Here is a 19,910-nt window from a genome sequence, read left to right as displayed (position 1 = left end):
TTGTGTCCTCCCGGACAGGACCGCGAGATATGACACTATCACCATGAATTTGGAGGGCAAACGGACAGTGCGACGCAGTTCAAATGTCGGGGGGCCGACCACGGTTCTGGCTCGCCGACGAGCTGCAACTCCTTGCTTCGCCGGTCCGCGCAATATATCCTAGGTTGCGGTGCAGGAGACGCATTGGAGACACGTTGGAGACACGTTGATGCGCGCCAGTTCTCTGATCCTCGCCTTGGTTATGCAAACCGCCGTGACGGTATCTCTGGCGCAGGACGCCAGTAAAGCCGTGGACGTCAATGGATCTGTCAGAAAGCCGATTCCGGAAGAGGACAAGGACTTCGTGGCGGAATTCGAAAGTGCTCTAAGGAAATTTCCAAGGGCCGCCGCTCGCTACAGACTGACGGACTTCGGCCAGAATCCGGTATGGAGCTGCCCATGGGATTGTCAGGGCTGGCCTGATGGTTTCGTTGATTGCAGACCGGTTTGTGAAGCTCAACGATAGCACCATTCCGTTCAGCGCGTGGGATGGGCAGTCCGTAGGAGGGTAGAGCACTTGCGAAACCCATCATGCTTCACGTTGGCGCAGGCATTCTATGGGTTTCGCTTCGCTCTACCCATCCGACGGGCTGGTGCGATCGGGCACTGCGTCGCTGCGGCTCCCACGCTGTACGCGCGCCTCGCCGGGAATCGTGTTTGCCGGCGACACTGTCGTGATGGCGGGCTCGCCAACGAGCGTCCAGCCGATTGCCGTCGCCGGCCGCTAATTTCTGGAATTGTTGGAATTGGGAGTGGCAACTACAACGAGTTTCATGTTTAGTGGCACCTATTGTTTGAAGTCGTGTTTTGCGAACGAAGCGACATCCCCAACAGGATTGGTTGTCGATGCAGCGTCGTCGCGTGCGAGCAGCCGGCAGGGCAGGCCGGGCTCGCTGCAAATGTTTTGGCAAGGCGTCGCAGCCGCAAGCTGCCCGCGCCGCGTGATGGAAATAGAGATTGGGTGATGGGCGATCCTCCTGTCGACGTGCCTCCCCCGGCAAACGACGTGCCTCCCTCGGCGAAGAGGGGCTACAAGGCCTGGATTGCGGTTGGCCTCATCGTCGTGGCAGGCGCGACCTTCGCTGCGGTCCGTTGGGCGGGCTCTGGCGAGCAGCCCAAGCTGTCGGTGGCGAAGCAGTGGAATGAGGCCATCGCGAAACTCGGCTTCGAGCCGGTCTATCCGCCGGTAGAGGACATCCAGGTCGGCGATGTCTTTGCGATGATCACCGACGACGCAGTCAGCGATTCTGCGACGGATGAACCGTTTGCGGGCCGCTCAATCAAATTGCTGCATCTCGATCTGACCACGGAAATCGAGGACGCCTATCGGAAAGTCTATCAATTTCCCGACACGAATACGCGGCCCGACCACGACGGACAGATCTGGCCCCAGGCGAGCTCCAGCGATTCGTTGTTCAAGCCTCCCGCAACCCGGACGGCCCTTCCGCTCGTGCTGTTCCCGCGCTTCACCATCACCAATGTGAAGCGGGCAAGCGGTAGCGCAAGCGCAATGTCCCAGTTGTTCAATGGTGCGTTTGGCGCCGACGCCAGCTCGACCGAAACGGTCGAGGTCAGGTTTTCAGCGACCGAAACCTACGGCGTTCCGGCGGTGCCCGCGGAGCTTCGGCTGATCGAGTTTTGTCAGGCCGCCGCAACGAAAGCGTTCTGCTCGCAGCAGGGAATGCGCAAGCAGCTTTCGATCCTCATCGGGAAGAGGATCGACGACAAGGTGAAAGACCGGAAGACGGGAATCGAACGGCCGCGCTTTTCGGTGGAGCTTGCACTCGTGAGCCGTGTCTTCCTGGCGCGTTCGATTCAAACCAGTATGGGCGAAGACGGCGGGACGCGCGGAAATATCGGGGTGAACCAGCAGGCCGTATTGCCGGCGATTGCAGCGCAGCCGGGCGCGCCGGCTGCAGACGCGGGTGGCAACCGTGCCGAGCCCAACGGCAAACCGCTGCCACCCACTCCGGCGCCGCAGGCCGGCACGAACAGCGCGCCGGGCGGGGCCATCGCCTTCGAGCGCCGTGCGACCTCGAATGTGCTGTTGCCGGATACGTTGCTGCCCCGCCCGGTCGTGGTCGGTTTCAAGAGCGTTCGTTTCAGCCCCGTGGAGTGAAGGATGCCCACACGCAAAATGCTGATGTTCACCGGTTTACTGCTGATCGCGTTTCCGCTGCCTCGGGCCGAGCTTTTGAGCCGTACCGCCGAGGACTGCAAGTGCGATCTGAATGAGCTTGGCTGCAGGATCATGTGTTCTGGCATTGGCTCGGGCCGGGGAACGGGAGGCGGGTCGAGCACATTCGACGTTGCTCCCGGCGCCAATCGCCAGCTCCCGGAGCGGCCGATCGTCGTGCCGCGGACGGAGACCGATATCAGGAACCCGTCCGGACCGAACAAGTAATCGGCCGATCGGCCGATCGGCCGATCGAGATGCAAATCGTGAATTTCGAGCTTTGCCGTCGTACCGCGAGTGTCAGAGGATGCAGATGATTTTGAAGGGATCGATCCGGTTCTTGATCGCGGCCGCGTTGGCCTGCCTGCTTCAGGCGCCGGTGACGCGGACGGCGTCAGCGCAGGCGGACCCCCGCCAAATCCTGGGGGCCGTCATCCTGCAATTGCAGACGGGTACGCCGAATCCGACTTGGTATGGTCCTCAGCTTTGGCAGACGATTGCCATGCAGACGGGCAACAGCGGCGTCTACCCGCAGCTGGTCCAGCTTGGGCAGGTGACCAATGTCGTCGTGAGCGGGCAGACCCAGCTTCCCGCAGGACCGGTCTACTCCATGGTCGCGCAGCATCAGCAGGGCTACTCGACCTGGCTGCTCGGCATCAGCCTCTATACCAACCGGATCGAATACGCGAACTTCAACCTCGGCAGCTCCACGCCGCAGTCGCTGCCGGCCCAACCCGTGCCGCTTCCCCAAACCTCTGCTCCGACCCCCGGAAGTGCGCCAAATCCGCCAACGAATCCCCCGCCTCCGGTGGACAGAGCCTCCGAGGCTTGCAGGAAGTTTCCAAATCTTTGCTAGGGAGACATGCAAATGCTGACACGGAGATGTTGCATCGCCGGCTGCGGTCTTCTTCTCTTCGACATCGCCGGTGCGAAGGCAGCAGGAAGACGCCACGATCCGATCTATGGCTGCAGCCTGCCGACCAGCGAAGCCGACACCATCCTCGGTAACCAACAGGATGCGCGAAGCAATACCGGCGATGTGCCGATGATCCTCACGTCAGGTGACAAGGACTTCGACTTTGCGCTCGCGCAGACCTTGAATAGGATCTCCGATTGCCTGAATGTCACCCCCAGCTTCGCATATTACGACGACTATGATTGGCCGAATGCGCTCGCATCCGACAAGATAAGCGTGGCGGGCACCGACGGCACGGTTCTGTTCGGAAAGCGCCTGCTGAAGAAATTGATGGCAAGCGCCGAGGCGCCGGATGCCGCAGTCGCCGGCGTCTGCGCCCACGAATTCGGACACATCCTCCAGTACAAGCTGCATCTGGACAAGACTCTCCGCGCCGGGCAGTCCACCGTCAAACGGGTTGAATTGAACGCGGATTTCTTTGCCGGTTATTTCGCGGGCGTTCGCAAGTGGGAGCGGCCGAGCTTCAACGCCGCCGTCATCGCCCTGACGCAGTTCAAATCGGGCGACGACATGGTTGACGACAAGTCCCATCACGGCACGCCGGAGGAGCGGGGCAAGGCGATCGTGAAGGGATATCAAACCGGGCATGATGACAGAAAGCCGTTGCTGGACGCTATCCAGATCGGTTTGAAGTATGTCATGGACAACTTCTGACGCCGCCGACCCGTCGGGCAAAACACCCCCTCACCAAGGCGGGACCAGCTTGTAGGATGGGTAGAGCACTTGCGAAACCCATCATGCTTCGTCATCAAGGCAGGCCTTGATGGGTTTCGCTTCGCTCTACCCATCCTAGCTACGCCACTGCGTCCATCGCGTCTAATTGCAAGAAGTCACCGGGTGATGTTGGCCATTGAAGGGGCCGACGAACACCTTCTGTCCCTTCTTGCATTGCACGCGGCATTCGTCGGCTGCCGCAGTACATTTCTTCAAGTTTCTGTCACCGTCAGCGGCCGGACCGCTGGAAATGCACGTGTTCCTCCATTGGCTGCAGCTATCTGCAGAGGCCGGTGCTGCCACGAGAAGGGTTGCGAGAATGATGCCGGCCGATATTGCAAAACAAAGTCTCATTTTTCCTCCCAGCTTATCAGTCAGGAATTGTCGGCGGCGGACGATGCCCGGTCAATCCGTCGTGGTCTGGTAACACCCGGTGTTGTGGAAAACGGCGCGAGGCGTCTGCTCGTTATCGCGCCCGTTCGATCCGTTGGTCAAAACACCCATCCCCCGCCAAACCCGCAGCAACCATTAAAGGGCGGGCTGTGTTTTGTGCCCGTTCGGATCGTCGGCGCCTGCCATGATGACGCCGTGCTCGCGTCCGTCAAGGCGTGGCCTGGCGGCAGATCATGTGAGGTTCGGGCGGGCGACGGCCATCCTTGACGGACGCTGCGCGCGACGTCATGAGGGGCTGTAGGTCGGGACGAAGAAACGCGTCCCGGTCGAACTAAGAAACCGAGAACGATCGCACCGGCGGTTCGCCGCACCACGGTGTGCCGCGAGCCACCACCGTGTTGGCGAAGATGAGCATCTTCCTGGCGCAGGCAACGAGCGCGCGCTTGTGTTCCTTTCCGGCTGCGGTCAGCCGTTGGTAGAGCTGGATGAGCTGCGGATTCCATCGAAACGATGCCGCCAGTGAAGCCGTATAAAGGGCGCGCCGCAGCCGCTTTCGTCCGCCCTCGATATGCCGAACCCCGAGCTGGTCGCCGCTATCGTCGTCATAGGGCGCAAGCCCGGCGAGAGCGACAGCTTGCTCCCGCGTGATCCGGCCGATCTCAGGCAGACGCACCAGGATGGCCACGGCGGTCGGCAGCCCGATGCCGTCGACGCTGTGGATCAGTGCAAGCCTCTTGGCAAGGTCGGGATGCTTGCGGATCGAGGCGACCAGAGCCTTGAGTGCGGCCTTCTCGCGTTGCTCGAGGCGAGTGATATCCTCGTGCCAGAGCTTGTTGATCGCTACATTACGACAGCTCTCGATCCGGTTCTTGAGGCGCGCGATATCCTCGCCGATCTGATCGATCATGGTCAGTTGCTCGGCGAACGGCAACAACCGAGGATCGGGGGCGGCATGGATCTTCCGCACCGCTGCGGTGCAAGCTGCAATGAGCGCGGCATCGATCTTGTCGTTCTTGGCGCGTCGCAAGAGGAATTTGGCATAGGCCCGGACCTGAGCCGGCTGAAACACCACAACCACAAACCGCTTGCGCCGCAGTTCGGTGACGACAGGCTGTTCGTAACCGCCGCTCGCCTCGATGCCGATGCGTTTGACGCGATGTTGTCGCAGCCACGCCAACAAAGCCTCGTGGCCTTCCGGCGTGTTCTTCACTTGCAACTGCTCGCGGCAGCCCTCAATCGCCGCATCGAGCTTCCGTTTGCCGGTATCGATCCCGGCACAGATCGTGGTATGCTTGGCCATCTTCGTCGATCCCTCCCTTGTGATGCGAACCTCAAAGTTCGTTCAACCATTCGGGTCCCGATGAAGTGCCGATCGCGATCTCGCTACGTCAGACAGCCCTCAAGGCTTCGATGGGTACCGATCCGATCGAACGGCGACCCAGCTCGGGCGGCCACCCGGGCTGGGCCATTCCTCACGGAACGGCTCAATATACGCGATCGGGCTAATACAAGGATGGGTAGAGCACTTGCGAACCACATCATGCTTTATCGCCGATCAAAGCTCTGATGGGTTTCGCTTCGCTCTACAAAGGCTGGTGCGGCTAGAGCAACGCCATTGAGTGCAGCGAGTTTCTATGAAAGCCGAAGGCAACCAAGCCGGAAAGAAGCAGCACAGTCCCAGTCACGATCAGGCAAAACGCAAACACTATCGGAGCCTCTGGTTGAGCTATGGCTGATTTTGGGTGACGCGGCCTGATCAGGCGGCGTGGCTTTCAGTGTTCGGAATGACTTCGATTCCGTCGATGAACTTTACACCGGCGATGACTTTCGGCAACTGGTTCGTGCTCTTCAATCGCCGCCAGGTCTTCGATGCGGCGTCGATGAGCTTGAACACCATCAGCTTCGCAGTTTGTTGCGACAGCGATCCCTTGGTCCGCACCGTTCGGTGGCGCACCGTGGCGAAGACGCTCTCGATCGGGTTCGAGCTGCGTAGGTGGATCCAGTGCTCAGCAGGGAAGTCGAAGAAGGCGAGCAGCGCATGGCGATCCTTGATCAGGCACTCCACCGCACGTCCGTATTTGACGTGGTATTTCTCGACGAAGACGTCGATCGCGGTTTCAGCTTCGGCCCGGTGTGGGGCCAGATAGATGTTCCGCAGGTCGTTCTTCATGGGGCCCTGCACGGATTTGGCGACCTTGTCGAGTACGTTGCTCACTTTATGGCACCAGCATCGTTGGTGCCGCGTGCCGGGAAAGGCCTCGTCCAGTGCCTTCCAGAAGCCGAGGGCGCCGTCGCCGATGGCGAGTTGCGGGGCAATCCGTAACCCGCGTTGCCGCAGGTCGATCAGGAGTTCGCGCCAGCTCTGCGCGCTCTCGCGCACGCCGACCTGGAAGCCGATCAGCTCCTTCTTGCCTTCCGGCGTGGTGCCAATCAGCACCAGCATGCATTCGCTGTGATCTTCCATGCGGGCCTGCAGGTACACGCCATCGGCCCAGATGTAGACATAGCGACGCGCCGACAGATCGCGTCTCTGCCAGCGTTCGTACTCGACCTGCCAATCGGCCTTCAGGCCGGCGATCACCGAAGGCGACAGGTTCGGCGCATCCTTGCCGAGCAGCGCCGAGAGCGCCTCCTGGAAGTCGCCGGTCGAGATGCCGCGCAAATAGAGGACCGGGATCAAGGCATCCAGGCTCTTCGTCCGCCGCGCCCATAGCGGCAGGATTGCCGAACTGAAGCGGAGGCGGTCGCCTGGCCCGCTCGCTCCGCGGTCGCGGACCTTGGGACGAGCGACCTCCACCGGACCGATGCCGGTCGCAATCTCGCGCACCGGACCGTGCCCATGTCGGACCAGGCGCGCTCGACCGTCGGGCAGCGTCAGATTGGCCGTGCTGGCCAGAAACGCGCCAACCTCGATCTCGATCGCCCTGGCAAGCAGGTCCCGCGCGCCGGCACGAACGATATCGGTCAGTGGATCATCAACCGCGGACGGCTGACGGAAAGCAAGAACATTGGTAGTCTCGGTCATGGCGTATCGCTCTCCTCGAGAGGTTCTGGCAGGCTCGTCACCCGCCTCGATACGCCGCCTTCCTCACACCGTCATCACCCAGATTCCGCCATAGCTCCCTCTGGTTCGTCATGAATGACAACGACGATAATAGATAAAATTTTACCGACAATCGAAAGGAAGAATTAACCTTACTTGCGCGGCCCAACGGGGAGGAGCCTCGGCATCAGGTCTTTGGGACGTGTCGGCGGGCTTGTGTTCTCCATGCACGTCAATCTGCCCGTCGGGCAAAACACCCGCCTCACAACCAAAACCCGTCAACCCCCTCCCGCGAAAATATTCCACTTTACCGAAATTCGGATTTACGGCAGTATCCCGCCATCCCGGTCCCCGGAGAGGGGCGATCGTACGTCGTAACGAACGTGGATCGGGGTGCGGTGGACGCGGCAGCGTCGGGCACGCGAAGGCGGGACCAGGGCGAGATGAACCTCGTGAGGTCTTGCTCCGTGCGGACGGACGGCGCCAAAGTCCGGCGAAGCTACTAAAGCGAAGCCGGGCCGACGCGTACGGCAAAACCATGTGGTCCTGACCGTCGTTGCTACGGTCAAGCCTTGCGGAGATGGATCGAGGCTCAACCGGGCCTGGAGGCATCGTCAATTCGCGAGGTGACGGAGGCCAGAAGGAACTCGGCTCCGGGGAGAGCAGGCATAAGCCGTCAAACCATCGCGCAGGGAAGGCCGGGTGTTTTCCGGCCCACCTGTTGTCCCGCCTGCGCATTTGCGTGTGCAAATCTTCGCGCAGCGGATCATGGGTGCCAGCCGGCACCCGGTCTTCCCTGCGCCCTCTTCACAGAAGAGGGTCAAGGAAAACAGCAAAACTCGGGCGTCAGATGCCGCGAGAACGCTGCGTCATGCGTGATTGAACCGAAGAGAATGGTGCTGCCAGACAGGATTGAACTGTTACAACAATCCCATCAGCTGCTGATTTTATTGGAATTTTCGGCCCGGTGATCTATTTTTGTGTGGCACCCTTGAGGGGCGCCGCGCGCCAATGTTTAACACATTTCGTCGCCACGGAGGAAGTCCTGTTAGCCGCAGAGGCGCTGACCAGTCTGCTTATTCGATAGTTGTTGCGCTCTTACGGTATAGCCTGGTCGCCGCGACCGCGGGCGCACCGCCGTTGAGCTTCAGGTAGATCCTCTACACGGCACGCCGGGAGCTTGAAATCCGGGTATTCCGTCGGTGCGAACTCAACGAGACCGTCGACCGCCAGCAGGGCTAGAAGCCGGAATAGTAGTCGTTCACCGCTCTCGCTCGCGTCGGGTCGTCCCAATTCCAGTCGTTGTCGTTGCCGTACCTCGGCGCACCCTGGAGCCTGTCGACTGTGAGATTGGTTCGGTAGCCGCCGAGACCTGTGTCGTATTTCAAGGATTGCCATGGCAGCGGGTAGTGATCGTCTCCGATCCCCAGGAAGCCGCCGAAGCCGAGAACCGCGTACGATACCCGGCCGCTAACCTTGTCGATCATGACGCGCTCGATTGAGCCGATCTTTTGAGCGTCGGCGCCATAGACGGCGGTGCCTTCGACCTTGTCGCTACCGATCAGCGTTCCCGTTTCACGTCTTTCCGTTTCCATCGTCGTCCTCCTCCTGGAAAGATTGATGCAAGACAAGTGAGATCGGCAGGTGCTCGTTCCTCCGATTTCCCGGCTGGCCGCCGACCTGTTCGCCGCACCGGCGGGAGCACCGCGCTGGCGCGCCGGTGCTCACGATATTCGACGCTGAAACCATCGCGTCCCTGCGCGCGGTCCTCTCCGGCGCGCCGTAAGTCGTCAGAGATCAGCCCGTTTCGCCCGGAGGTCGGTTGTATCCTACGGTCCCAGCAGAAATTGCAGCACCACGACGCAAGCCCCCGCAAGGAGGCAGGAAATGGCTTCCAGGGTCCAATCCGGTCTCGAACTTCCGCCGGCTGCGCGCCCGATGAAGTCCATCGTTTTTCTCAATCGAGCCTCGTCAATCATCGGGTGGATCGCTCCAGAAACGTTATGCCGGCGCATGTGAGCTCATCGACGTCGACCTCCCACTTTTCCCAAGTGCGCTGCAGATGCCGCTCAAGCAAACACCTGCGTTCATCGGCCGGATGAACATCGCCGTGCACGGCCCGATAGAATGTCCACGCCGCATCGACGGCATGGCGCAGTGCAAGGTCGGCCACCATCGACAACCGTCCAGCAACCTGGACCCTATCGGAATTCAAACCCCTTCTGGTGGTGGAAGTTTCTGAGTTTTACCGGTCATGCGCCTCGTCGAAAGTCGAAGGTCCTCGCAAGGAGGTTTTAGGAACGTCGAGCCCTCCTGCAGGATTGGTTTGTGTTTGGAGCCTCGACAATGAACAGCCCCGATCACGATGCCCTGTATCGCGCGGTCGTGGACGCTCGACGAATTCTCAGCGAGGATCAACTCGGCTGTTTGGATCCTGTGCAGACTTTGCGCCGGCTCCAGGCCGTACTCGACAGCGACGAGTTGGTGCACGCTCTCGACCGCTCGAACCTCCAACCGGTGTCTCGGCTACAGCGCTAAAGCGATCTGTGCCACGGCACGAAAGGTCGAGGATCATCCTGAGGCCGTTCTCGCCAGTCGCATTTTCTCGCTCTTGCCAAGTCCAAGCGAGGATGTAGAATTCATGAGATTTTATAACATTCTTGAATTCGACGTCGCAGCGACTGCGTTACGATAGGTTTTCTTCTGGGGTCTCCCATGCTCGATCCTGCTACCACCGCGCTATGGCGCGCGGTCCTGGATGAGGTCTGCGAAACTGTTTCCCAGACCGAGACCGGCGCCCGTACCCACGTGGCTTCGAAAATCCTGGAAGCCGCGTCCAGAGGCGAGACGTCTGCGGACCACCTCAAGCAGGTCGGCCGCCAAGCCCTCTCCCAAGCGCCGACCATGTGGCGCTGACCGGCCGCGGAGGCACGGGTGAATTTCCAGGTCACGGTGCTGAAAATCCTGGTGAGCTACCCGGATGGATTTGCCGTGATGGCCGACCTCAAGCGCGACATGGCGATCCTGGCGACGAGCGGACGTGACTGGGCCGAACGCACCAAGCGGTTGGCGGCGCGCGTGCCCGACCTCGACATCTTTTCGCAAGGTCTCGTCGAGAGGCTCAAGGGCGGCTGGCGCATCACCGACAAGGGGCGCACGGTTCTCGAGATCATGGAGCCGCGGTCGGCTGCCGCGCCGGCTACCGAGCCGCCTCCCATCCGGGCGACCAGTGCCTCGACGCCTGCGGCGACACCGGCGGCATCTCCGGTCGCGACGGGCCGACGCAAGCGGGACCGGAAGCGGCATCGACGCGATCTGGTCGCAGCGCGGGCAAGGGCCAAGGCCTCGTAACGGAGCCGTGCTCCCGGCCGCCGGTGCTCGGCGGGGGCAGCATTGCAGTATCCCAACGGTCGGTCGGGACGACTCGGAGGAACGAGCCCGGTAGGACCGGGTTGATCCTTCGGGTCCACGCGCAATTGCGCGGACTGCGTGGCTCCGCCCCCAAAGTCCCCGAGAAACCCAAGGCGGGCTGCGCCCACGCAACGCGTGCGACGATCTCATGATGGGAGGGCTGAGTCACGGCCCGTCGGGAGGGGTCTTCAAGAAATCCGCTCCGTGAGCTCCTTGCCTCGACCCGCCACGAAGCCCGACGGAAGCGATCGGTCCCGGCAGCGAAGAGCACGCCGAGGCTGTGCTGATATACATCCGGAGCTGTAGACCCGAACACACCAAGTCTCGTTCCGCGGCCCTTTTGCCTCCCAAGGCGGAACGTCGTGCGAACCGGTCGGTTTCAGGTACATGCATAGACTCTATCCGCTAATTCTGGAGCACCGGCTTCCCGCCGTCGTCCGCTACTGCATCTCAGCCTGCATCATGGTGGTCTGCTCGGTGCTGCAGATGGGATTGCAGATGCAGACCGGCTCCTCCGGCTACTTCCTGCTGCTGCCGGGCGTGTTCCTCTCGGGCCTTCTCTTCGACCGCGGCTCCGGAATCTTCGCGGCGGTGATCGCCGTCGGCGTGGGCGCCTACCTCAGCTACGCAGGCACCTACGGCGTCAACTATTTCGCGCCGAACGTTCTGTTCGCGATCACGGCCGCAGGCACCGCGGCCGTCGCCGAATTCCAGCGCGCCGAGCTTGAGCGCGTCATGCAGGCGGACAAGACGAAGACCGTCCTGCTGCAGGAATTGGCGCACCGGACGAAGAACAACCTGGCAGTGCTCAGCGCGATGATCCGGCTGGAGGCGAGGAATGGAGGCCCCGAGGCCGCCTCCGCGCTGGAGGCTACGGCGCGCCGCCTGCACGTCATGGCGGAGGTCTACGATCATCTTTCCCTCAAGCAGGACTCACGCCTCGTCAACATGCGGTACTTTCTCAACAACGTCGTCGAAAAAGTCTTCGAATCCTTGGCGCCTTCCGGGCCCGTCGCGTTTCAAGTGGTCTGCGACGAGGTATATCTGCCGAGCCAACAGGCGCTCGCCGTCGGCATCATTGCGAACGAGCTCGTCACGAATGCGCTGAAGTATGCCTTTCCCGGCGATAAGCCAGGGCAGGTCGCGGTCACACTCTCGACCAGTGACGGCATCGAGCTATCCGTCTGCGACAACGGCGTCGGCCTCCGCAGCGAGGCCGATCCCGGCGGCCTGGGCTCGCGGATCGTCCTGCTGCTGACTCAGCAGCTCGACGGGCAGCTCGCGTACGAACGGCTCGAATCCGGCCTGCGCGTGCGGCTGCGCGCGCAGCCTCGTTAGCTACCGGAAGCCATGTGTTCCACCGCGTACATGACAGGCGGTCATGCGGAGGCTTGGAAGTCGCAAGGACTGCCGCTCCGTATCCTCATCGAGACGCCGTTCGCGCCCGCGCAACTGCCTACGGCAATCCCGCAGCTTCCGAACATCGGTGCGCGGCCCGGCGGACACCAGGCGACAGTGTGCAAGGATCTCACTCAAGGCGATCAGTGCAGCGCGAAAATCGCGATCATCACCAGGCCTGCCCCGGTCACGCACCAGCAGGACAGTTCAAGTATTCGCATGAAACGGCCCCCGAGGGCCCTGCCCGAGACGAGGATACATCGGGAACCCGGCCCCGGAAACATTTTCCGCCCCTCGTGAATTGAGGATGGGGCCACGTTGGACGCGGGTCTTGTCATGCCCCTTATGCCGATAGGCGACGTCTTCCTCACGGTCGTGATCATGACCACCGCCTTCATAGCCGAGGTCGTCTTTTTTGCCCTTCTCGGGATGTTCTGATGCCGAAGCCGCTGGCGCGAACTCCGGCCGCACCGATTTCCCGTCGGGACGGCGCCGACGTGGCGGTGTAGCGCGGATCAAATCCGAGGGAGCGACGAAGGCGACTATGCGGTCGACACCGTCCCGCGCTCGCGCGGGCCAGAACGCTCGGAAGGATCGCGGCCGACCTTGGAACGGAGCTCGACGAGGTCGATGAAGACATCCGCCTGGCGGCGGAGTTCGTCCGCGATCATCGGTGGCTGGCTGGCGATGGTCGAGACCACCGTGATGCGGACACCGCGGCGCTGCAACGCCTCAACCAACGGTCGGAAATCGCCGTCGCCCGAGAACAGCACAATCTGGTCTACATGCCCGGCGAGCTCCATGGCATCGACCGCCAGTTCGATGTCCATGTTGCCCTTCACCTTGCGGCGGCCATAGGCGTCAACGAATTCCTTCGTAGCCTTGGTGACCACGGTGTAGCCGTTGTAGTCGAGCCAGTCGATAAGCGGTCGGATCGAGGAATATTCCTGATCCTCCACGACCGCCGTGTAGTAGAAGGCGCGCAGCAGCGTGGCGCGGCCCTGGAATTCCTGCAGAAGGCGCTTGTAGTCGATATCGAATCCCAATGTCTTGGCGGTGGCGTACAGATTGGCGCCATCGATGAAAAGCGCGATCTTGTCGGGGGCGGATGACATTCGGGCGCCGCCGTAAATTTGAGCGATGCGGAGGGACGCGCTGCACAAGCTCAGGTCACCGAAATGGCTTATGGTGAGCTGGCTAGGCTCACAATATCGCTTTCGTCCGGAAATTTGAGCCTCAACGCTAGAGGCTACCTCCAACTGTTCCAGCGTTCAAATCTTTTCCTCTAAGCGGTCTCTGTGCAGCTCACTGCCGATTGAACCTGCGGCCAGATGGCAAGACAGATTACAATGGAAGTCCCCCTGACGGTTTGAGGGTGGCGATGGCAGACCACTTCGCTGTTTTCGAGACCCACTTGAGAAAGCGCGGCCGAAGATGGGCGTGGTACTTGTGCACGGCCGACGGCCGCTTGCTGATCCAGAGTTCGGAAGCCAGCCGGCCCGCCGCCAGATACAGGGCCAACCGGGCACTGTTTCAGATGCTGCTCGGCGCCGGTGCCGGATCGGTCCGGCTTTGTGATTCGGATAAGAGTCGGCGTCGCTTGGGTCGCAGCCGTTCAGATAGCTGAACGGGGCCAGCCTTAGCTGGCCGAATCGCGGTTACGCGGCCGCCGTTCGGCCCGCGTCAGTGATCCTGTATTCGATATCGCCGGATGGAAGCGGTTCGGTTTCCACGAGACCCAACTCCACCAGCCGTGCCACGATCTCATGGTCGAACATCGGCGGGCTGACCCAGGATTCGCCGAGCAGCTTCCTCAAAAATTCGCGCTCCAGATCGGTCAGTTCCATCCCGAACTCCGCTCGCCCAGAACAATGCCACCGAGGCTTTGCCAGGAACGGAGCCATCGTCCTCCCGTTGACTCCAGAAGACAACACCGGGAGATCAACATGGCCTTGGAAGATCGCGAGACTTTCAGCCTGATCGGAAGCGACAAGGTCGAGGGCACGAATGTCTACGGGGCCGACGGCGAAAAGGTCGGCTACATCGAACGCGTCATGATCGACAAGGTCAGCGGCAAGGTATCGTACGCGGTGCTCAGCTTCGGCGGCCTGCTCGGCATCGGCGACGATCACTATCCGCTGCCCTGGCAGGCGCTGAAGTACGACACCAACCTCGGCGGCTACGTCACCGGCATCACCCAGGACCAGCTCCGCAGCGCTCCCAAATACGCTGACGAGAGCAGTTGGAATTGGAGCGACCCCGCGACCGCACGCTCCGTGAACGCCTACTACGGTGTGCCGGTGGCTTGAGCGGCGCGCCACTCGCGGCCGAACGCACCCGCTGTCACGGGAGAGGATCGGCCCCGGTCGCAAAGGAGACTTGAAAGTGAGCAATGCCCTTCGTGTTCTCGTGGTCGAGGATGAAGCTCTGATCTGCAGCTTCATCGAGGACGCCTTATCGGACGGCGGTTTCGAGGCCTGCTCGGTCCATTCGGGAGAGGCGGCGATGTCCACCTTTCGGGACGGCCGGGCGCAGTGTCGGGCACTGCTGACGGACGTCAACCTGGGTGATGGCATCAGCGGATGGGAGCTGGCGCGGCAGATCAGAGAAATCACGCCTGGCTTTCCTGTGGTCTACATGACGAGCGCCAGCGCGCCAGACTGGAAATCGCAAGGCGTCGATGGCAGCCTCCTGATTGAGAAGCCCTTTGCGCCGGCGCAATTGGCTACCGCCGTCTCGCAGCTACTGGATACCCGGGCCTAGGGTCGAACCGGGATCGTTGCGAGACTCCGATCCTTCGATCAAGCCCGCAATGGTCGGCGGAGGATCTGCAGATCGTCAGCGTGGTGGCGATGCCTTGGCCCTGCATGCGGCCGCAGCGCGAGCCACCGCCATCCAATCCCGTAGCAGGCCTTTGTCCTCCTTCGAAAAAGACGCGCGCCGCTTGAGATCCTCCAGCGTCTCGCCGGGATGGCATCGCTCGAAATCCGCGCGGATCAGGGACTCGAGGTAGGTCCGGTCCCAAGCGCCTGAATCGAGATACTGGCGTGAATCGGTCCTCATGATTGTCTCTCGGCGCACGCAGTCGAAGGCGCCCGGATGCGGCACAACGGCAAGGGCGATTGTTTGGTTCACGAAGGGGTCTGCCCGTGTCGACGGTGACGGACGTCGTCAAGGCACCGATCGGGTCAAGTGAGAGGCGCGCTCAACCCGCTAAGGACGAGGAGGAGTGAGGCTCTCAAGCCTCGCCCGGTCCGGGTATGGCGGTGGCCGGCGAGACGCGGAGCGGCGGCAACGGATGCTCGGCGGAGCGGGACACCGGAGAAGGCTTGCCACCCTTGGCTTCGTATCGCTCCGCCAGCCCCAGCAATCGCCGCCTGATGAAGGGGCGGCTCCGCCGGCCAACTCGCGCACGCGATAGGCCATCGCCCGGCAGAATTCCTGCTCCAGCGCCATGACGCGTCACTCCATCAACATCAACGCTACCGACGGATAAAGTTGATGACATCTGCGGCGGCAGCGTCAAGTGGCGTCGTTCGCCGTGGCGTGCTCCGCGATTTCCCTTGAGCGGGCGCTCGTTGCGGCACTAAGCTGGTCGCGGCAGGAAAATTCAGATGTCCGAGCTGCACCTGATCCGGAAGCGGTGTCCGCACTGCGGGAAGGCGATGAAGCTTGTCCCCGACGAGACGGGCCGAGGCGGCGAGCGATACATCTGCTCCGCCTGCGAGGAGGATCCGCTGCACGACCCCGCCGCCCAAAAATGGGCCGACAGCCCGCTGCGCCCGCCAGCTAGGTAGCTTCCGAGGAATCCGGCCCTGGCGCCGAGGCCGGTAGTCGTCTTCCATTCAGGGTCTGTGGCCATCCAGCCTGCGGTGGGCCCGTTGCCGGCGACAGGACTGGCGGGATCGTCGCCGGCACACCAACTTCCTTGAAAGATGCAGCTGCAGAACAAGGGAAGGGCGCTATGTCGACCGTCGCGAAGTTGCTTGCGCGGAAGGAACGACTCCTGGCGCAACTGGAGAGCGATCCTGGGCCGAACGAGCGCGAGGAAATCGAAAGGCTGCTCGCGCAGATCGAGACCGCACTGAGCTTGCTCGAACCGGGAGATGCCGTCGGTCGGAGTGACGAGTGACTCTACTTTTGCAGTCGGTCAGAGTGTGCTCAGATCGTCCGGAACGTCCCCGAACTTCCGGATCAGCTTCGCGTCGCCGAAGTCCCCGGTCGCGGGATCCCCGCTGCGGCTGAACGCGACAGCGCCGGCGTGTCCGGGCTTGCGCGACAGCGCCTCGGCCCGCATGACCGCGGCATTGGCGCTGAAGCACTCCGTCGCCTCGCCGGCGGCGACGCCGTCGTCGGAGAAAACGAACGGTAGAGCGACATAGTAGGTCACTTCAGCCATTTGCCTCGTCCTTGCGTTCCCGAGACGGCCGAGCCCGTCCGCGGGCGTAGCCCGTGGACACCTTCGTCCGGAGCGCCTCGAGCTGCTGCTTCAGAAAGTCGTTCGCAACCAGGAGCGCCTTCACCATCTTCCTTGCGTCGCCGCCGTAGGCTTCGATCGGCTGGTCGGCGGCCAGTTCGAGATCGCCCTCGCCTGGCGCGGCTATTTCGGGCGCAGCGGGCAAGTCAAATGTTCCTAGTTTGTTCGCTAGCGGCGCTGTCGATTGAATTCGGCCCGGATTCCCCGGGCATCGGCAGGCGCTTGAGCTAGAGCAAGGAAAAACAAGCCCAAGGAACGGTTCGCGAAAATGAAGGAGGTTCGACCGTCGACTGTCGGAACCGGACCGCCCCGTTCGTCTTGAATCCAAGCCGTCCCAACCGGAGTTCTGCGTATCATGGCCCCGCGCGCCAACTGGAAGGGCTTCCTACGTCTGTCCCTCGTCACCTGTCCGGTCGCGCTTTACCCCGCCACCTCGGAGAGCGAGAAGATCAGCTTCAATCAGCTCAACCGGGCGACCGGCCACCGTATCAAGTACCTGAAGGTCGACGCCGACACCGGCGACGAGGTGTCCAACGAGGACATCGTCAAGGGCTACGAACTCGACAAGGGCCAGTACATCGAGGTCACCAAGGAAGAGCTTGAGGAGATCGCCCTTGAGTCGACGCGGACGATCGAGATCGACGAGTTCGTCGACAAGTCCGACATCGATCCGCGATATCTGATCCGGCCCTACTACCTGCGTCCCGACGGCAAAGTCGGCCACGACGCCTTCGCCGTGATCCGCGAGACCATCCGGGAGATGGACAAGGTCGCGATCGGCCGGGTGGTACTGACCAACCGCGAGCACATCATCGCGCTCGAACCGATGGACAAGGGACTCGTCGGCACACTGTTGCGCTATCCATACGAGGTCCGCAATGAGGCGGAATACTTCGACGAGATCCAGGACGTGAAGGTCACCAAAGACATGCTCGATCTCGCCAGGCACATCGTCGAGAAGAAGTCTGGCCACTTCGATCCCGAGAAGTTCGAGGACCACTACGAGACCGCGCTGATCGACCTCATCAACCAGAAGCGCTCCGGCAAACCGATCACGCCCAAGGAGCGGCCGCGGGCGGGCAACGTCGTCGACCTAATGGAGGCGCTGCGGCGCAGCGTCGGTGAGGAGGCCGCGCCAGCGAAGGCGGCCAAGCCGGCCAAGAAGCCGAAGAAGGTATCAGCTGGCCAGAAGGAAATGCTGATGTCGATCACCGGGAAGAAGCTGGCGAAGGAAACGGCCGCCAAGAAGCCCTCGGCCAAGCCGCAGCGGAAGTCGGCCTGACCCCATCGTAGGAGAGCCGCATGGATATGAAAGAAGCTTCGGCAATGACGGAAGCCTCCGGGTTGACGGACACTCAGGGCGGCATCGAGCGGGCATCGGAAGCTGGGCCGAGCGACCGGGCGGAGCCGCGAGTATTTCAAAGGCACTCACCCCAATCGGACATGGCGGTGCGCTGGGCCGACCAGTTGCGCGAGTTGACCATGAAAGCCCCCCTGCAGTCGCTCTTCGTCGCGTTCCTGCTCGGGGTGTGGGTCGCGCGGCGCTAGGCGAGCCTGCACGCTTCATGGCAAGGAAGCTCAAGACATTTCAGACGTCGCTGGGCTTCTACGATTTGGCGGTCGCGGCACCGTCGATGAAGGCTGCGCTCGAGGCCTGGGGCGCCGGCAGCAATCTCTTCCATCAGGGTTTTGCCAGCGAGACGGATGATCCCGATGTGGTCGCTGCGGCCATGTCTAAGCCGGGAGTGGTGCTCAAGCGGCCGGCGGGGTCGTCCGGGCATTTTGCCGAGCACTCCGATCTACCAATCGATCTAGGGTCCGGCGAGAACCGAACTCAGCGTGAAACGCGTCGGCCTAAGCCGGCGAAGCGAACCGCTCCCAAGATCAGCGAGCGGGAAGCCCGAAAGGCCACAGCCGAATTCGAGAAGGAGCACAAGCGCCGCGATGGTGAGCGCCGGCGAGAAGAGGCCGCCATGGCCAAGGGGCGCGAGCGGCGGGAGAACGCGGTCGCAAAGGCTCAGGCCGCCCTTGATGACGCGAAGGCCGAGCACGACGCGACAACGAGCGCCATCGAAGCGGAGCGCGCGGCTTTGGACATGCGGGCCGAGGACGAGGAGGTCCGCTGGGAGAAGCGGAAGGAAAAGCTCGAGGCCGCCCTGCGCCGGGTGCGGGATTAGCGTCAGAGTGTCGCCTCCGCTCGCTGCGCGGGCCGGTCTCCAACTCGCTCATGAAAGCAATCAACGGTACGGCCCACGCCGCGGAAGCATGCCCCAGCAGAACCATCGTCACGACAGCCTGCGTGAGCATCATCCGGACCTCCGCTGCGCGGCGGCCCAGGGCCGCCGCAGCCGCATGGGGACGCCGCCGGGTCGGGGCGGATCGTCGTCGCCGTCGAGCCCACGCAGAGCCGCGAGGATGTCGGCGAGCCGGATCGTGTGGCCCATGCCGGGAATCTCTCGCAAAGCGGGACAGGATTCGACGGCGAACATGTCGGACGCCCATGACGACAGGATGATCCGCTTCTCCGGTACGGAGAGTTCGTCGTCATTCAGGACGTCCTCCGGAGACGCATAGTGCGCTGCCGGATGGAAGAACGGATTGAGATTGCCGGTGTTCGTGTTGGCGTTGGTCATCGATTGCCTCCCTTTACGCTCCTTTCGTCGGGACGGGTTTCGGTGAGTTTGGGCGGCGGCGATCCGCCGCCCGTGATGGTCTTTACTGCGTGTTGATCGCGATGCGCTTGACGCCCGCTCGCGGGTTCTCTGACTTGGGGACCGAGATCGTCAGGACGCCGTTCTTGAACGAGGCCTCGGCCTTGTCCTCCTCGACGTCCTCGAGTGCGATCTGCCGCTGGAACGAGCCGTAGTAGCGCTCGGTGAAGTATCTGCCTTCGTCGTTGCGCTCGCTCTTCTTCTCGCCGCGGATGGTCAGCACCCCGTTCGCGATTTCGATCTGGACGTCCTTCTCCGTCATGCCGGGAAGCTCGGCTGAGATCGTCAGCGCCTTGTCGGTCTCGCTGAGCTCGATCTTGGGCCAACCGAATTGCCCTTCCATGAGCGGCGACAGGCCCGTCCCGCCGAAGCCGCGGAAGACATCGTCGAACAGCCGGTTCATTTCGCGATGCAGCGTCATGAACGGATCGGTGCCGCGCGCCGGCGCGAGTTCCTGGTTTCTCGACCAGGGAATGAGATCACGAACTGCCATATTTTTCTCCTTCGTTGCATGAGGCAGGGAGCGCGGCCGCGCTTGCGCGCGCCGCGTTCCACTGTCGAACCTCGATCAG

The 19,910-nt window shown here is 62.2% G+C and carries 25 protein-coding genes; 14 read left to right on the top strand and 11 right to left on the bottom strand.

Features of this window, described 5'->3' with window-relative positions; translation table 11 throughout:
* Window positions 1-208 precede the first annotated feature (208 nt).
* The 5 genes from ACVJ19_RS04000 (at window position 209) to ACVJ19_RS03980 (ending at window position 3,845) form a co-directional block, all read left to right on the top strand.
* Window positions 209-505 (top strand): hypothetical protein, encoded by a 297-nt coding sequence (locus tag ACVJ19_RS04000; protein ID WP_453948111.1) that lies wholly within the window; start codon window positions 209-211, stop codon window positions 503-505.
* Window positions 506-829: 324 nt separating this feature from the next.
* Complete coding sequence (locus tag ACVJ19_RS03995) at window positions 830-2,158, top strand: hypothetical protein (protein WP_453948110.1); 1,329 nt, start codon at window positions 830-832, stop codon at window positions 2,156-2,158.
* A 3-nt stretch (window positions 2,159-2,161) separates the two neighbouring features.
* Window positions 2,162-2,443 carry a hypothetical protein gene (locus ACVJ19_RS03990; RefSeq protein ID WP_453948109.1) on the top strand — a complete coding sequence of 94 codons (282 nt, stop codon included), beginning with the start codon at window positions 2,162-2,164 and terminating at the stop codon, window positions 2,441-2,443.
* A gap of 79 nt (window positions 2,444-2,522) precedes the next feature.
* Entirely contained in the window at window positions 2,523-3,071 is a 549-nt protein-coding gene (locus ACVJ19_RS03985; RefSeq protein WP_453948108.1) for a hypothetical protein, read from the top strand.
* Between the two features lie 12 nt (window positions 3,072-3,083).
* Window positions 3,084-3,845, top strand: coding sequence for a metalloprotease (locus tag ACVJ19_RS03980; protein ID WP_453948107.1), 762 nt, complete (start codon window positions 3,084-3,086; stop codon window positions 3,843-3,845).
* 784 nt (window positions 3,846-4,629) lie between these two features.
* On the opposite strand, the gene ACVJ19_RS03975 is transcribed toward ACVJ19_RS03980, so the two are convergent.
* The 4 genes from ACVJ19_RS03975 to ACVJ19_RS03960 form a co-directional block, all read right to left on the bottom strand.
* Window positions 4,630-5,598, bottom strand: coding sequence for an IS110 family RNA-guided transposase (locus tag ACVJ19_RS03975; RefSeq protein WP_453948106.1), 969 nt, complete (start codon window positions 5,596-5,598; stop codon window positions 4,630-4,632).
* Between the two features lie 456 nt (window positions 5,599-6,054).
* On the bottom strand, window positions 6,055-7,323 hold the full coding sequence (locus ACVJ19_RS03970; protein WP_038952271.1) for an IS256 family transposase: 1,269 nt from the start codon (window positions 7,321-7,323) through the stop codon (window positions 6,055-6,057).
* A 1,256-nt stretch (window positions 7,324-8,579) separates the two neighbouring features.
* Window positions 8,580-8,936 carry a PRC-barrel domain-containing protein gene (locus tag ACVJ19_RS03965; RefSeq protein ID WP_271579190.1) on the bottom strand — a complete coding sequence of 119 codons (357 nt, stop codon included), beginning with the start codon at window positions 8,934-8,936 and terminating at the stop codon, window positions 8,580-8,582.
* Window positions 8,937-9,316: 380 nt separating this feature from the next.
* Window positions 9,317-9,517: a hypothetical protein gene (locus tag ACVJ19_RS03960; RefSeq protein ID WP_453948105.1), complete on the bottom strand. Its 201-nt coding sequence runs from the start codon at window positions 9,515-9,517 to the stop codon at window positions 9,317-9,319.
* Window positions 9,518-10,056: 539 nt separating this feature from the next.
* Here ACVJ19_RS03960 and ACVJ19_RS03955 point away from each other — a divergent pair.
* The 3 genes from ACVJ19_RS03955 to ACVJ19_RS03945 all read left to right on the top strand — a co-directional run bounded on the left by ACVJ19_RS03955 (window position 10,057) and on the right by ACVJ19_RS03945 (window position 12,090).
* A complete protein-coding gene (locus ACVJ19_RS03955) occupies window positions 10,057-10,257 on the top strand; it encodes a hypothetical protein (protein WP_453948104.1) in 201 nt (66 codons plus the stop codon).
* A gap of 18 nt (window positions 10,258-10,275) precedes the next feature.
* Window positions 10,276-10,692, top strand: coding sequence for a hypothetical protein (locus ACVJ19_RS03950; protein ID WP_271579188.1), 417 nt, complete (start codon window positions 10,276-10,278; stop codon window positions 10,690-10,692).
* Between the two features lie 558 nt (window positions 10,693-11,250).
* Window positions 11,251-12,090, top strand: coding sequence for a sensor histidine kinase (locus ACVJ19_RS03945; RefSeq protein WP_453948103.1), 840 nt, complete (start codon window positions 11,251-11,253; stop codon window positions 12,088-12,090).
* A gap of 602 nt (window positions 12,091-12,692) precedes the next feature.
* On the opposite strand, the gene ACVJ19_RS03940 is transcribed toward ACVJ19_RS03945, so the two are convergent.
* Window positions 12,693-13,265, bottom strand: a complete 573-nt coding sequence (locus ACVJ19_RS03940; protein ID WP_271579186.1) for a LabA-like NYN domain-containing protein — start codon at window positions 13,263-13,265, stop codon at window positions 12,693-12,695.
* A gap of 543 nt (window positions 13,266-13,808) precedes the next feature.
* Window positions 13,809-13,997, bottom strand: a complete 189-nt coding sequence (locus tag ACVJ19_RS03935; protein ID WP_038960217.1) for a hypothetical protein — start codon at window positions 13,995-13,997, stop codon at window positions 13,809-13,811.
* 99 nt (window positions 13,998-14,096) lie between these two features.
* On the opposite strand from ACVJ19_RS03935, the gene ACVJ19_RS03930 reads away from it, so the two are divergent.
* Both ACVJ19_RS03930 and ACVJ19_RS03925 read left to right on the top strand, forming a co-directional pair.
* The gene (locus ACVJ19_RS03930) at window positions 14,097-14,459 is read left to right on the top strand and encodes a PRC-barrel domain-containing protein (protein ID WP_271579185.1); all 363 of its coding nucleotides are present in this window, start codon (window positions 14,097-14,099) and stop codon (window positions 14,457-14,459) included.
* A gap of 76 nt (window positions 14,460-14,535) precedes the next feature.
* On the top strand, window positions 14,536-14,913 hold the full coding sequence (locus tag ACVJ19_RS03925) for a response regulator (RefSeq protein ID WP_271579184.1): 378 nt from the start codon (window positions 14,536-14,538) through the stop codon (window positions 14,911-14,913).
* A 75-nt stretch (window positions 14,914-14,988) separates the two neighbouring features.
* On the opposite strand, the gene ACVJ19_RS03920 is transcribed toward ACVJ19_RS03925, so the two are convergent.
* Window positions 14,989-15,285, bottom strand: coding sequence for a hypothetical protein (locus ACVJ19_RS03920; RefSeq protein ID WP_271579183.1), 297 nt, complete (start codon window positions 15,283-15,285; stop codon window positions 14,989-14,991).
* An 829-nt stretch (window positions 15,286-16,114) separates the two neighbouring features.
* Between ACVJ19_RS03920 and ACVJ19_RS03915 the strand changes: the two genes are divergently transcribed.
* Complete coding sequence (locus ACVJ19_RS03915) at window positions 16,115-16,282, top strand: hypothetical protein (protein ID WP_271579182.1); 168 nt, start codon at window positions 16,115-16,117, stop codon at window positions 16,280-16,282.
* Window positions 16,283-16,300: 18 nt separating this feature from the next.
* Here the strand turns inward: ACVJ19_RS03915 and ACVJ19_RS03910 are convergent, their stop codons facing one another.
* On the bottom strand, window positions 16,301-16,549 hold the full coding sequence (locus tag ACVJ19_RS03910) for a hypothetical protein (protein WP_271579181.1): 249 nt from the start codon (window positions 16,547-16,549) through the stop codon (window positions 16,301-16,303).
* Entirely contained in the window at window positions 16,542-16,772 is a 231-nt protein-coding gene (locus tag ACVJ19_RS03905; RefSeq protein WP_453948102.1) for a hypothetical protein, read from the bottom strand. The genes ACVJ19_RS03910 and ACVJ19_RS03905 overlap by 8 nt, the downstream gene beginning before the upstream one ends.
* Window positions 16,773-16,982: 210 nt before the next feature.
* Between ACVJ19_RS03905 and ku the strand changes: the two genes are divergently transcribed.
* From ku to ACVJ19_RS03890, 3 genes are read left to right on the top strand one after another with little or no spacing between them, the layout of a single operon-like run.
* Window positions 16,983-17,909: a non-homologous end joining protein Ku gene (gene ku, locus ACVJ19_RS03900; RefSeq protein ID WP_271579179.1), complete on the top strand. Its 927-nt coding sequence runs from the start codon at window positions 16,983-16,985 to the stop codon at window positions 17,907-17,909.
* A gap of 20 nt (window positions 17,910-17,929) precedes the next feature.
* Window positions 17,930-18,175 carry a hypothetical protein gene (locus ACVJ19_RS03895; RefSeq protein ID WP_271579178.1) on the top strand — a complete coding sequence of 82 codons (246 nt, stop codon included), beginning with the start codon at window positions 17,930-17,932 and terminating at the stop codon, window positions 18,173-18,175.
* A gap of 17 nt (window positions 18,176-18,192) precedes the next feature.
* Window positions 18,193-18,804 carry a cell envelope biogenesis protein TolA gene (locus ACVJ19_RS03890; protein WP_453948101.1) on the top strand — a complete coding sequence of 204 codons (612 nt, stop codon included), beginning with the start codon at window positions 18,193-18,195 and terminating at the stop codon, window positions 18,802-18,804.
* A gap of 129 nt (window positions 18,805-18,933) precedes the next feature.
* On the opposite strand, the gene ACVJ19_RS03885 is transcribed toward ACVJ19_RS03890, so the two are convergent.
* Window positions 18,934-19,260: a hypothetical protein gene (locus ACVJ19_RS03885; protein WP_271579176.1), complete on the bottom strand. Its 327-nt coding sequence runs from the start codon at window positions 19,258-19,260 to the stop codon at window positions 18,934-18,936.
* An 82-nt stretch (window positions 19,261-19,342) separates the two neighbouring features.
* Window positions 19,343-19,831, bottom strand: coding sequence for an Hsp20/alpha crystallin family protein (locus tag ACVJ19_RS03880; RefSeq protein WP_453948100.1), 489 nt, complete (start codon window positions 19,829-19,831; stop codon window positions 19,343-19,345).
* Window positions 19,832-19,910: the final 79 nt, after the last annotated feature.

It is taken from the genome of Bradyrhizobium sp. USDA 376 (assembly GCF_054063675.1).
The sequence above is the reverse complement of the archived record's forward strand: the minus strand, read 5'-3'. Positions and strand labels throughout refer to the sequence as shown.

Coding starts and splice junctions, on each gene's coding strand:
- ACVJ19_RS04000 (WP_453948111.1), top strand. CDS start 209: ATGCGCGCCAGTTCTCTGATCCTCGCCTTGGTTATGCAAACCGCCGTG.
- ACVJ19_RS03990 (WP_453948109.1), top strand. CDS start 2,162: ATGCCCACACGCAAAATGCTGATGTTCACCGGTTTACTGCTGATCGCG.
- ACVJ19_RS03985 (WP_453948108.1), top strand. CDS start 2,523: ATGCAGATGATTTTGAAGGGATCGATCCGGTTCTTGATCGCGGCCGCG.
- ACVJ19_RS03980 (WP_453948107.1), top strand. CDS start 3,084: ATGCTGACACGGAGATGTTGCATCGCCGGCTGCGGTCTTCTTCTCTTC.
- ACVJ19_RS03975 (WP_453948106.1), bottom strand. CDS start 5,598: ATGGCCAAGCATACCACGATCTGTGCCGGGATCGATACCGGCAAACGG.
- ACVJ19_RS03970 (WP_038952271.1), bottom strand. CDS start 7,323: ATGACCGAGACTACCAATGTTCTTGCTTTCCGTCAGCCGTCCGCGGTT.
- ACVJ19_RS03965 (WP_271579190.1), bottom strand. CDS start 8,936: ATGGAAACGGAAAGACGTGAAACGGGAACGCTGATCGGTAGCGACAAG.
- ACVJ19_RS03960 (WP_453948105.1), bottom strand. CDS start 9,517: ATGGTGGCCGACCTTGCACTGCGCCATGCCGTCGATGCGGCGTGGACA.
- ACVJ19_RS03955 (WP_453948104.1), top strand. CDS start 10,057: ATGCTCGATCCTGCTACCACCGCGCTATGGCGCGCGGTCCTGGATGAG.
- ACVJ19_RS03945 (WP_453948103.1), top strand. CDS start 11,251: ATGCAGACCGGCTCCTCCGGCTACTTCCTGCTGCTGCCGGGCGTGTTC.
- ACVJ19_RS03940 (WP_271579186.1), bottom strand. CDS start 13,265: ATGTCATCCGCCCCCGACAAGATCGCGCTTTTCATCGATGGCGCCAAT.
- ACVJ19_RS03935 (WP_038960217.1), bottom strand. CDS start 13,997: ATGGAACTGACCGATCTGGAGCGCGAATTTTTGAGGAAGCTGCTCGGC.
- ACVJ19_RS03930 (WP_271579185.1), top strand. CDS start 14,097: ATGGCCTTGGAAGATCGCGAGACTTTCAGCCTGATCGGAAGCGACAAG.
- ACVJ19_RS03915 (WP_271579182.1), top strand. CDS start 16,115: ATGTCGACCGTCGCGAAGTTGCTTGCGCGGAAGGAACGACTCCTGGCG.
- ACVJ19_RS03910 (WP_271579181.1), bottom strand. CDS start 16,549: ATGGCTGAAGTGACCTACTATGTCGCTCTACCGTTCGTTTTCTCCGAC.
- ku (WP_271579179.1), top strand. CDS start 16,983: ATGGCCCCGCGCGCCAACTGGAAGGGCTTCCTACGTCTGTCCCTCGTC.
- ACVJ19_RS03895 (WP_271579178.1), top strand. CDS start 17,930: ATGGATATGAAAGAAGCTTCGGCAATGACGGAAGCCTCCGGGTTGACG.
- ACVJ19_RS03890 (WP_453948101.1), top strand. CDS start 18,193: ATGGCAAGGAAGCTCAAGACATTTCAGACGTCGCTGGGCTTCTACGAT.
- ACVJ19_RS03885 (WP_271579176.1), bottom strand. CDS start 19,260: ATGACCAACGCCAACACGAACACCGGCAATCTCAATCCGTTCTTCCAT.
- ACVJ19_RS03880 (WP_453948100.1), bottom strand. CDS start 19,831: ATGGCAGTTCGTGATCTCATTCCCTGGTCGAGAAACCAGGAACTCGCG.